Annotated in this window: 10 protein-coding genes; 6 read left to right on the top strand and 4 right to left on the bottom strand. The window is 40.2% G+C overall.

Annotated elements, in window-relative coordinates; all coding sequences use genetic code 11:
• The 6 genes from WG8_RS02130 to WG8_RS02105 form a co-directional block, all read left to right on the top strand.
• On the top strand, positions 1-893 hold an 893-nt coding region (locus tag WG8_RS02130), incomplete at its 5' end, for a Ger(x)C family spore germination protein (protein ID WP_007428405.1).
• A gap of 92 nt (positions 894-985) precedes the next feature.
• Positions 986-2,914, top strand: a complete 1,929-nt coding sequence (locus WG8_RS02125; protein WP_007428404.1) for a BglG family transcription antiterminator — start codon at positions 986-988, stop codon at positions 2,912-2,914.
• Positions 2,915-3,120: 206 nt separating this feature from the next.
• Positions 3,121-3,489 (top strand): PTS lactose/cellobiose transporter subunit IIA, encoded by a 369-nt coding sequence (locus WG8_RS02120; RefSeq protein ID WP_007428403.1) that lies wholly within the window; start codon positions 3,121-3,123, stop codon positions 3,487-3,489.
• Between the two features lie 15 nt (positions 3,490-3,504).
• Positions 3,505-4,800, top strand: coding sequence for a PTS sugar transporter subunit IIC (locus WG8_RS02115; RefSeq protein ID WP_007428402.1), 1,296 nt, complete (start codon positions 3,505-3,507; stop codon positions 4,798-4,800).
• 31 nt (positions 4,801-4,831) lie between these two features.
• Complete coding sequence (locus WG8_RS02110) at positions 4,832-6,268, top strand: glycoside hydrolase family 1 protein (protein ID WP_007428401.1); 1,437 nt, start codon at positions 4,832-4,834, stop codon at positions 6,266-6,268.
• Positions 6,269-6,348: 80 nt separating this feature from the next.
• Positions 6,349-6,672 (top strand): PTS sugar transporter subunit IIB, encoded by a 324-nt coding sequence (locus tag WG8_RS02105; protein ID WP_007428400.1) that lies wholly within the window; start codon positions 6,349-6,351, stop codon positions 6,670-6,672.
• An 80-nt stretch (positions 6,673-6,752) separates the two neighbouring features.
• Here the strand turns inward: WG8_RS02105 and WG8_RS02100 are convergent, their stop codons facing one another.
• The 4 genes from WG8_RS02100 to treR all read right to left on the bottom strand — a co-directional run bounded on the left by WG8_RS02100 (position 6,753) and on the right by treR (position 11,943).
• Entirely contained in the window at positions 6,753-8,792 is a 2,040-nt protein-coding gene (locus WG8_RS02100) for a serine hydrolase domain-containing protein (protein WP_007428399.1), read from the bottom strand.
• Positions 8,793-8,915: 123 nt separating this feature from the next.
• A complete protein-coding gene (locus WG8_RS02095) occupies positions 8,916-10,217 on the bottom strand; it encodes a GHKL domain-containing protein (RefSeq protein WP_043890693.1) in 1,302 nt (433 codons plus the stop codon).
• Between the two features lies 1 nt (position 10,218).
• Entirely contained in the window at positions 10,219-10,959 is a 741-nt protein-coding gene (locus WG8_RS02090) for a LytR/AlgR family response regulator transcription factor (RefSeq protein WP_007428397.1), read from the bottom strand.
• Positions 10,960-11,193: 234 nt separating this feature from the next.
• A complete protein-coding gene (treR, locus tag WG8_RS02085; RefSeq protein WP_007428396.1) occupies positions 11,194-11,943 on the bottom strand; it encodes a trehalose operon repressor in 750 nt (249 codons plus the stop codon).
• Between the last annotated feature and the right edge of the window lie 75 nt (positions 11,944-12,018).

Here is a 12,018-nt window from a genome sequence, read left to right as displayed (position 1 = left end):
TTGAAATATTCCGGCAATTTTCCCTTCGTTTGGACCGTCCGATCATTGGTCACCACCTAAAGGTCATGGTGGTTTCCACCGAACTGGCGAAACAGCAGACGATGCAGCAGTTGATGGATTTTGTGCTGCGCGATAATGATATTCGCCCAAGCTGTATGGTTTTCTTAAGTAAAGGTCGAGCAGCTGACACATTAGTCACAAAATACAAGGGCGAGATCCCGTCCATTCATATTCTGTACATGCTTCGTAACCATTTTAGAACCGGCAAGGTGATGAGAGGAGTCAATTTGTCCGAATTGGATGGGTTGATGCATTCCAAAAAAAGCTACATCCTGCAAAACATTATAGACGCTGATGGAGAATTCGAATTTTCAGGCGCAGGCATTATTAAGGGAGATACCGGTCACTGGATCGGTAATTTGGGGCAACAAGATGTGGATAGTATTGCATGGATTAAAAGTGATGTTGAGGGGGGAGCCATCAAAACGTATGATGAGCGGAATCAACCTATAACTTATGAGATCAAATCGGTGAAAAGCAAAATAACGCCTAAGGTGACCAATGGAAACGATATATCGTTTCATGTCAAGATTGAATCCAAAGGACGTTTCATCGAAAACTGGGATGATAAATTGGACCCAACTAAAACACAGAATATGAAAGAGGCTGAGAAAGTATTTAAAAAAGAAGTGACTAGAAGGATTAAGTCTCTTATGTACAAGCTACAATCGGAATATAAAGTCGATGTTGCTGGTTTTGGCGAACGTCTATATATTGAAAAACCTCAAGCGTGGAAAAAAGTAAAGGATGATTGGGATTACAAATTCAGTCAAATCCCAGTAACCTTCGATATTAAGTTATCCATTACGGATTTAGGTTCATCTTCTGAATAAATAGAGATTTCCAGTCATTGATTGGGTGCTTAGCATAGTACTTTAGAATAATGTATACTTCTAATCATCACTGATACGAAAGGAGTCGCAGCTTGCGTATTTTCGATATTCTTCATATATTGGCTGCTCAGCAGATTATCAAGGGAGAACATCTGGCAAATAAGTTGAACGTATCGACACGAACCATCCGAACAGATCTAAAGGAATTGGATACATTGTTGTCCGAGCATGGAGCAACCATCAAGTCGCTCAAAGGAACTGGCTACAAGCTGGAAATTTGGGATGAGCAGAGATTGTATAGTCTGCTGAAGAAATTAAAAGAACAAGAGATTGTGCCCGAGCAGGCAGCAAATTCTTCTGAAGCAAGAATTCAATATATCATTCGAAAGCTGCTGCTTACTAAAGCATATATCAAGCTTGATGATTTAGCTGAAACATTATATGTCAGCCGTTACACGTTACAGAGTGACCTTAAGGATATGCGAAAAATTCTTGCGACTTATGGATTATCACTAGAGAATCGTCCGCATAACGGCATTAAAATTAAAGGCAGTGAAGCAAAGCTTCGTTACTGCATATCCGATTGTTTATTCGGCAGACGAGATGAAATAAGGGATCGCAAGCATTCTACGCTCCCTATCATCTCTGATGAAGACATGGAATTAATTAGAGAAGTCATTCTGGAACGCATTGAGCTCAATCAAATTCAGCTATCGGACATTGCGCTGAACAATCTCATGATTCATATTGCAATTGCATGTAAGCGTATACGGGATGAAAGATACGTTTCATATTACCCTTCAGAGATCAAAAAAATTGAAGCACAGAAAGAATTTAATGTCGCTTCTGAAATCGTACTCGATCTGGAACAAAAAATGGGACACTCTTTTCCGTCTGCTGAAATTGCCTATATTGCCATACATCTGCTAGGTGTAAGAACCATTGTCACCGCCCATATGGATGAAGAAGAAATCAAAGCCATCATTGATAATGATATATACGAATTAACTATTGAAATACTCAATCAAATCGAAGAGCAGCTAAAACTGGATATTCGTAGCGATAAAGAATTGCTGATTGGTTTGTGCCTTCATCTCAAGCCGCTCATTAACCGTCATAAATACGGAATGAATTCACGGAATCCTATGCTGGATAAAATCAAAAGCAATTACCCGCTTGCCTTTGAAGCGGGCATCATTGCAGCCGAAATAGTCAAGCTGCGGCTCGGGATACAAATGGAGGAGAACGAAATTGGTCATTTGGCTATCCATATCGGGGGCGCCATGGAAAGAAAAAAAATAAAAGGCAAACCCAAAAGAACGATGATCGTATGTGCTTCTGGGCTCGGCAGCGCAAAACTGCTGTATTATAAGCTTCAATCGACATTCGGTTCCAAGCTGGAGATTGTAGGAATAACTGAACTGTATAAACTCAAACAGATGTCGCTGGATACACTTGATTTTGTCATTAGCACCATCCCGCTTTCGGAACCGCTTTCTGTCCCTCTGATTCATGTAAATACATTTTTGGATGGTTCCGATATCCATAAACTTGAAAACGCCCTTTCCGAGGCAAAATCTCCGGCTGTGCAATATGTTCGCAAAAAGATGGTTTTTCTTCAGCAAAAGTTTGATAACAAACTCCAAGTGCTTGAATTTTTATCCGAAAAAATACAAGCTGCCGATCTTGTGAATGGACCGCTGCTACAGTCGGTTATAGAGCGGGAAGCGGTATCTCCTACTGCATTTGGAAATCTGGTCGCGATCCCGCATCCAATGGAACCATTGGCCCATTCAACCTTTTGGGCTATCTGTACATTACAAAAAGCAATGGATTGGGACGGTAAGCCCGTTCAATTTGTTTGTATGCTCTGTATACAACGTCGTAAAACAGAAGACCTACAGAGCATGTACAATATTATGCTAGGTTTTCTCAATAATGAAAATCTCGTTCAGCGGCTGATCCGCTGCAAAACATACACGGAATTTGTGCAGACGCTATACCATCATCATAATGAATAGAGAATTATGCAAAAATCCTGATATAGAAGCAAACAAGGACCTGGGCCTAATAGCGAAGGTCCTTTCTCTTTTGCTGCCAATGGTGAAGCCCAAGGAGCATGGATAATTTCCGTTAAGAAGAGGAAAAAACATACGCTTTGTTGAAAGCGGTTGCAGTTTATAATAAACCTACATCAGCACAAATAAATAAAAGGGGATTGAATAACGTGAATAGCGATGAGACTAAAAATTCGGATGTAAACGCAGAAAAAATAGACGACACGGAGTTTGTATTTCAAATCATTTTATATGCAGGTAATGCACGTAGTTCAGCAATGGAAGCGATTGAGCTGGCAAAGGCAGGAAAGTTTGAGGAAGCAAGAGAGGAATTAACGGTATCCAGCAACGAGTTGGTGGCCGCACATAAAATTCAAACCCAATTCATCCGTAAAGAAGCATCGGGCGAAAAAACAGAAATGTCAGTCATGATCGTACATGCACAGGACCATTTAATGAATGCTATTTCCATTCGGGATATGGCTTCAGAATTTGTAGACCTGTATGAACGTATTGCACATCTGGGCTCAAAATCATAAAGGGGGGGCTATCCCATGGCTTTCAAAGAAAAGTTGGTCAACGGCCTCACAGCTGTAGCCAATGCGATCAACAATTTTAAATATATCGTTGCCATCAAAACCGCCTTTATTACATTAATGCCTGTCATTATTGTGGGTGCCTTTGCTGTATTGATTTCTAATATGGTCATGGACCCGGTTAACGGACTCGCACATTTTAAGCCCTTCTCATTCTTGGCAGAGTATAAGCCTATTTTTTCAGGTATCAACTATGCCAGCTTAAATATCCTTACGATACTAGCCATTTTCATGATTGGCTTGGAGCTAGGAAAAATCAATGGAGAGAAAAATCTCTTTCCAGGGTTGCTCGCTGTCATTTGTTTTGTATCTGTGACACCAACAACGATTGAAATGATGGTCAACGGGGAGATGCAAAAAGTAACTGACGTTCTTGCCCGTCAGTTCACAGATACCAAAAGTTTGTTTTTGGGTATTTTTGTATCCATTCTATCCATTGAGCTGTATAGCAAGCTAGGCAAGTCCGACCGACTTAAAATCAAAATGCCTGAAAGCGTTCCCAGTAATGTGGCTGTCTCCTTCTCGGCACTTATTCCAACCATTATTACCGTAACGGTCTTTTCAACGTTTGGAATCCTGTTTCACAAATTCACAGGCCTCTATTTGTACGATGCTGTCTACAATGTTGTGCAAAAACCACTAGAGACCGTAGTACAAGGATTGCCTGGTATATTGGTGTTGATGCTGGTTGCGCAGGTGTTCTGGGTCATCGGCATTCACGGCAACCAGATGGTCAAACCTATTCGCGAACCGCTGCTGCTTGGAGCCATCACAGTCAACATGACTGCTTATGAGCAAGGGCTTCCGATTCCCAACATTATTACCATGCCTTTCTGGGATGTATACATGAGCATAGGCGGTTCAGGAATTACACTAGCCCTGCTGATCGCCATTTTGATCGCCTCGAAGCGCGAGGATATGAAGGAAATTACCAAGCTTTCGTTTGGCCCAGGACTGTTTAATATTAATGAACCTGTCATTTTCGGACTTCCGATTATGTTAAATCCTTTAATGGCTATTCCTTTCATTGTTACCCCGCTGATCACAGGAACCATCGGTTACTTTTCGACACTGCTGGGATTTGCAGGTAAAGCGGTTATCATGGTGCCATGGACGACTCCACCTATTATTAATGCCTATCTGTCTACAGGTGGAAGCATTGGAGCTGTCGTTACCCAGATCATATGTATTGTGGTAGCGATTATTATTTATCTTCCATTCGTCAAAATTGCCAACAAACGGACTGCTGGATAATAAATATATCAACAAAAAGGAGGAACGATTCATGGCTAGTCATAAGGTTCACATTCCAATGAATTTCATTATGGGAGCTGCTGCTTCCGCCTGGCAAACAGAGGGCTGGAGCGGTAAAAAGGAAGGTCAGGACTCCTATCTTGACGTATGGTACAAAAATGATCGCTACGTCTGGCATAATGGATACGGGCCTGCGGGTGCCACCGATTTCTATAATCGTTATGCCGAGGATGTGGCGCTCATGAAGGAGATTGGCCTGTCACACTATCGTACCTCCATTAATTGGTCCCGATTTTTGACAGATTACGAGAATGTTGTAGTGGATGAAACCTATGCCGATTATATCGGCCGCGTCATTGACGAGTTGATTGCCAGCGGCGTCGAGCCGATGATCTGCTTGGAGCACTACGAGTTGCCTGCTTATCTGCTGGATAAATACGATGGCTGGTCGTCTAAACACGTCGTGGAACTGTTTATTCAATACGCAGAAAAAGTATTTGAGCGATACGGTGACCGGGTAAAGCACTGGTTTACGTTCAACGAGCCGATTGTTGTCCAAACTCGTGTATATCTGGATGCCATACGCTATCCCTATGAACAGAATACCCGGAAATGGATGCAGTGGAATTATAACAAAACATTGGCTACAGCCAAGTGTGTGCAGCTCTTCAAAGCAAAAGGCTATCATCAAAACGGGGCCAAAATAGGCGTTATTCTCAACCCTGAGGTCACCTATGCCCGGTCGAGTGCACCTCACGATCAGTATGCCGCGCATGTGTATGATTTATTTTACAATCGAGTATTTATGGACCCTCTCCTCAAAGGAGAATATCCGCAAGAGCTGTTTGACCTCATGGCTAAGCATGATATTACATTCGAATCGACTACGGAAGAACTGAATGTAATAAAAGAAAACACCGTTGACTATGTTGGGATTAATCTCTATTATCCGCACCGGGTAAAAGCGCCGAGTAGAGCATGGAATGAAAGCACCCCCTTTCACCCATCCTACTACTATGAACATTTTGATCTTCCGGGTAAGAAGATGAACAAGTCACGAGGCTGGGAAATTAATCCTAACATTATTTATGATATGGGAATGCGTATCAAGAACGAATACGACAATATCGAGTGGTTTGTTGCCGAAAATGGAATGGGTATCGAGAATGAAGCTGTCTTTAAGAATGAGGAGCAAATGATTCAGGATGATTACCGCATTGATTTTATTTCTGAACATCTATACCATGCGTTAAAAGCTGTGGAGGCAGGTTCCAACTGCTTGGGTTATATGCTGTGGGCCTTTACCGATAATGTTTCTCCAATGAATGCATTTAAAAACCGCTATGGATTAGTAGAAATTAACCTGGAGAATGACAGAAGCAGGCATCTGAAAAAATCCGGTTACTGGTACCAGACGACGATCAAGGAACGATCATTTGTTGTGAATTTGGACGAAGAGTATAAGTGATCGATTGCGAGTCAATTTCAATGACTGAGGATTTTGCAAAAATCCTGGACTAAAAAATAGATTTATGGAGGCGTTGAATGATGAAAAAAATTATTCTTGCGTGTTCTGCCGGCATGTCCACATCCATTCTGGTATCCAAGATGAAAAAAGAAGCAGAAGCGAGATCCTTGGAGATTAACATCGAAGCCATCCCTGAAAGTACCATTAGAGAAGAATTAGCGAGTATCAATGATGCTGTGATTGCTATTTTACTAGGTCCTCAAGTGCGGATGCGGAAAAATGCAGTTACTGAGATTGCAGCTCCCTACGGTATTCCTGTAGATGTCATTGACACGATGGCTTACGGAAGAGGCAATGGTCTGGCCGTACTTGATCAAGCCTTGAAGATGGCTGGCGAATCATAACGACTATAAAATGCTGCAAGATGGCTTCTGAATTCATCATAATAGCCGCTCCTGAATTTTTTTCAGAAGCGGCTACACGCTTAATTCAAATTGATTTTAAATACATCCCCTGCATTGCCACCCAAAACGATCAAGCCGCCTTGGGGCAGTACAACCGAATTGTTATGGCTGGCAGTTGAAAAATCTACAACCGCTCCGTTTTCATCATAGACAGCCAACCCTCCGCTTGTTGGAAAATCAACGGTCATCGTTTTATTGGCTGAGTTTTTATCTATTTTAAACCATGTGGCTTGGCCATTCGATGGTATGGTGTACACTGATTTTCCTCCCAGGATAGGTTTAACAGCATCTTCACTGATATAGGACTGTCCATCTATGGTTAAATACTCTGAACCATCCTTGGTATTAAAATTCAGATCAAATGCATCTCTTCCATTCATGACAGGAATCTCAACGGCATTAACTGCTTTATTCTCATTCACAATTTTAGTACCACTTGCATATCCATCATGGTCAACGGAGATTTTTTTCGTTATAAAGGATGGGGCCAAATAAAAAATGGAAGATATCTTTTCATCCAAAGCATAATAATTTTTCCCGTTTCTATGTTCCCATGCCTTTTGAACTGTAGTATTTAGAGGGTTGGCATCAAGCTTCTGATATTCATAAGTTACCATAACCATTTGGCCTAATCCCGTAAAGTTTAAAAATATGTTAGCCTTAATATACGTTTTCCCGTTTTTTTGTTTGTCAAAGCTTACGGCTACACTGCCATCACTGCTTTTGAATTGTCCATCGCCTGTATACACATATTTTTGCGCCGGGACGAATCCCTCCAGAGCAGGTAAATCAAACTCACCGTTTTTAATCTCTACATTGATGGTTGTACCCACAGAACCGTATATTCCCGAATAAGAAAGTAAATCAGATGGCATTTCCACTTTTACAGGAGGCTCAAATGTTTTATCAGGTATGATGTCTTTTATGATGCCCTTATCTTTTAAAAGCTCCAATAAAACGTTAGAAGCAAAAATACTATCCAGGATGGAAGACCCTCCAGATGAAAGCACAGCCATAGAAATTTGATGCTCAGGTATGGTGATCAAAGCAGAGTGATACAAAACAGTATCCCCACCCTTGGATAACGCAGTTATTCCGTAATCACTAAACGGTGCCAACTGAACCGCATCCCAACCAAGCCCATAATTAAAGCTGTTTGTCTCTTCAGGTACCCATATTCCTTTTCGATATTCATGACTTTGCATGGACTTTGCTGATTGTGCAGATAAAATATCGGTTCTGTTCCCCATTAATACTTCTGCAAACATAGTCAACTCTTCTGCGGTGGAGTATAAGCCTCCTGTCCCAATGACATTGGCATTTTCAACGGGTAAGGCTCCCTCAACCGCAGGAAAATAAGTTTTGGACAGCATTTGTCTATCAAACGGATCGAGAGGTGTTTTTGTATATTTTAAATCCAAAGGGGCACTAATATTCTTTCTCAGGAATTCGGTGTAGCTTAGACCGCTCACCCGTTCAACCAATATTTCAAGCAATTGAAAACCATCATTACTATATACAGAATATTCGCCGGGGTTGGATTTTAAAGTTTCTGATTGTAATCTCAGCAATAGCTCATCATGATTTTCTGTATCATTATCATTAAATAACATACTATTTTTTAAGTGGGCACCGTAAAGGCCTGACGAATGATTTAACAACATACGCGGTGTAATTTTTTTGTACCTTTCATCGGCCATTGTAAAGTCCTTAATGTATGTTGTTAGCGGCTGATCAATATCGACTTTATGGGCATCCACCAGCATCATCGTTGCAGCAGACACGTACATTTTGCTGATAGAGCCTATACCGAACATGGTATCTTTGGTGATCGGCTCGTTGGTTGCTTTATTCTTTACACCCACGCTATCCGTTAATACGATGTTTCCATGGTCCATAATGGCATACTGCACACCGCTAGCACCGTATTTGGATACCAGCTCCGAGGCCAGATTGCGAGCCTTTTCCTTGATGGGTTCAGGACTACCTTGAGCAAAAGCATTCGTCATCGGCAGTACAAAAAGCATAGCCGAAATGAACAAAGTTATTATTTTCTTCATTCCATATTTCCTCCTCTTATGGCTTCCCAGATTCTATTACTGGACTGATCATACAATAAACGAGGATTCTATATAGAAAAGTCACCCTGAAGCGAAAAAAACAATCCCTAAACAACATACTGTCTAAGGATTGTCCTTATAAAATGGCAACAAAACCATATTATTAAATATTTTATTTTTCGTTTCAATGGTCATATTCCCACCATACTTGTCACATATTCTGGATATATTGGTTAAGCCAATACCATGAATATCCGGGTTTGATTTTTGACTATGCAAATGGGCAACTTCATTCTCCACATGATTCAGGATGTGAATGAAAAGCGCAGATTCATTGGAATGTATTTTAATAAGAATGTACCTATCGTCCGCAATCTTGACCTTTTTAGATGCTTCTATGGCATTATCCAGCATATTGCCCAGAGCGACACACAAGTCATAACGTTCAATATTTACTTTCTGTGAGTACAAGTTAAGCTGGGTATCCACCTTGATACCATTGGCCTGAGCAATATTAAGACTATTTGTGACAAGAGCATCTATAACCAGATTACCAGTGTTAACCCTTTGATAGGCTCCTTCGATTTTATTTAATGTGACCTTAATATGTTCACTTGCCTCAGCCAATTCATTTCTCTGGATACATTCGTCAATATACAAAAACTGCTGGTGTGTGTCGTGAATGATTCTTTTCATATTTTTAAAGCTGTGAACCGTTTTTTCATAGTTAGCATCCTGGTAGTCCATCTGATATTGTAATTGAGCATTTTCATGCATTAACTGAAATTTTTCGATGATATTATCGAAGATGTATATGATAAAAACATTTAAGATAATAAAGCTAATAATAGAACCAAAATAATACATATTCTTTTCACTATAAGCAGATAAAACATTGACCTGGTATATACTTATGATGGGAACGATTAAAAATAAAATGTAGTAACGAGCATGCAAAGGGAAGGTTCTGCGTTTGGCAAATAATCGTATAATCTGAATGACAGCAAACATGATAATACAGCTGAGCAGCATAACCTTGGAAAATATCAAGTGATCTTGTCTGCTCAAATGACTAAAGTTGCTAATCTTAACGGAGTCTACAGCATATAAAATATACAGGGATAAAAAATTAACGATGGTTATCAGCACAGCATAAAGTATGGAAAAAATGATCTTTGTCTTGATTTCCACGGTATAGGATTGCGCTAAACTAAATATGACAAGTAATGCCAAAATCGAGGATAGCGTAGGAGACAGATAAACACTTAAATAAAAGATGTTCAGTAATCCAAAAATAATGAAATACATAAATCTATTTGGCTTTCGATTGGATTTATCAAAAACGGAGTTAAAGTAAAAATTCACCTGAAAGCACATCACCAGTACGAGACATAGGTTAAGAAACAGGTAGTTATGTTCCATCATATTAATACATCTTCATGATCATAAATTTGGTATACAGATCTTTAACTTCTTTTATTTTAGAGCGTCCAATAGGCAGCTTCACACCATTTGACATCAAAACATCACCGCCAGCAAATTTTTTGACATGAATTAAGTTTATAATTATTGAACGATGAATTTGCAGAAAATTATATTCCTTTAATGCTGATGCATAATCAGAAAGAATCCCTTTGCTATCATAAGTTTGTGTAGAGGTTACAAAATGCAGCTTGTTTTTTATGGTTAAGCTTTTGACCACTTCAATACTAATGATATCATCATATTTTAAAAGTACCTCTTCATAAGCTGACTTGATGATAACGAATTTTTTATCGAGAGATTGAAAGTACTGACACAGTTTTATCATTTTTTCCTCAAAGATATGGGAAGCAATCGGTTTTATTAAATACTGAAAGGTGACCACATCAAAGCTTTCCAGCATATACTCGGGATAGCTCGTTAAAAAAACAATCTGTTCATCAAGGTGACGCAAACTCCTTATTTTTTGGGCTGTTTGAATTCCATTCATGCCGTTCATCTCAATATCCAATATTAAGATATGGAATGGCGATTCATGGTTTAGATAATGAGATACCAGCTGTTCTCCCGAGTCGAATAGCTCCACTTTAAAGTCTATATTTGTTTTGATGGATAAAGCGATCAGCATATTTTTAACAAGCTCTCTTTGTTTCTGCTCATCATCGCAGATAGCCACTCTATACATAAATAACAGACACCTCATTCCCATGGCATGTAGCATGGAATTATAGTCTGAACAGTATACAATTTTTTTAATATTCTATACATAGCTTTTGGATAAAACGTAAATTCCAATCCCTCAAATGCGGTGTAGAAAGTGAAAAAGAAACCCTCGTCTCCAAAAGACAGGGTTTCTTGACTGTTTCTTGACTATTGAGGCTATTCCTGAAAAGAATCGCCCCTGTTCAGTATTCATGGGTTATTTTAAAAAATCCGTTTTTTTCTCTTCACCGTGGGAACGTCTGGCAAAGTCAACAAATTGGAATTTGTCCAGCCGATGCCGCGACTCGGTATACTGGAACAACGTGGTGTCTTCCAGATAAACATAATTACGTACCACGACCACATGAGTATAATTCTGGAGGTCCATCAGCCTACGGTCTTCTTCGTCAGCTTCTTCTACGGAAACGACTTTTTTGGCATAGCTGATTGGAAGCTTCAGCTCGCCCTCCAGATATTCGTAGATGGAACCACTGCTAATTTCCTTGGTTAACACAGGTACAATGTCTGATCGAAAGTAGTCTTTATCCAGGATGACACGTTCACCCTCAATCTCACGCGCGCGAATGACTTTCCAGACAAGTGACCTGTATTCGTCAGTCTCGAGATGACTAGCTATGTCCTTCGGAACTGGAATTAGCTGATTTTCATGCACAATCGTACGTGATTTACGCCCAATCCGCTCGGACATCTCTTTAAAGCTGACCAGTCCCCCAATGGGAAAGTCCATCCGCCCAATATCCAAAACAAAAGAGCCTTTGGCTTTGATTTTATGGATATACCCATTTTGTGCAAGCAAGTGAAGTGCCTTACGTACGGTCTCGCGGGAAGTATCATACTCTCGGGCCAGTTCATTTTCAGAAGGCATTTTTGTGCCCGGGGCTAACTCACCTGTCTGAATCCGTCCCGAATACTCCTGGTAAATTTGCGAAAATATATTCTTTGTCAATTTTCATCACCACGTACATTGTAGCATTCTTTCACCAGCCTGGTTAGTAAAACAGGCTCAGAGAATCGTTCGGTC

It is taken from the genome of Paenibacillus sp. Aloe-11, from assembly GCF_000245715.1.
In the GTDB taxonomy this organism is placed as follows: Bacteria; Bacillota; Bacilli; order Paenibacillales; family Paenibacillaceae; genus Paenibacillus; species Paenibacillus kribbensis.
This window is presented reverse-complemented; position numbering and strand designations above follow the sequence as displayed.

Bases quoted from the DNA above. Each gene is read 5' to 3' on its own strand.
- WG8_RS02100 (WP_007428399.1), bottom strand. From the start codon at position 8,792: ATGAAGAAAATAATAACTTTGTTCATTTCGGCTATGCTTTTTGTACTG.
- WG8_RS02090 (WP_007428397.1), bottom strand. From the start codon at position 10,959: ATGTATAGAGTGGCTATCTGCGATGATGAGCAGAAACAAAGAGAGCTT.
- WG8_RS02105 (WP_007428400.1), top strand. From the start codon at position 6,349: ATGAAAAAAATTATTCTTGCGTGTTCTGCCGGCATGTCCACATCCATT.
- WG8_RS02095 (WP_043890693.1), bottom strand. From the start codon at position 10,217: ATGATGGAACATAACTACCTGTTTCTTAACCTATGTCTCGTACTGGTG.
- WG8_RS02115 (WP_007428402.1), top strand. From the start codon at position 3,505: ATGGCTTTCAAAGAAAAGTTGGTCAACGGCCTCACAGCTGTAGCCAAT.
- WG8_RS02110 (WP_007428401.1), top strand. From the start codon at position 4,832: ATGGCTAGTCATAAGGTTCACATTCCAATGAATTTCATTATGGGAGCT.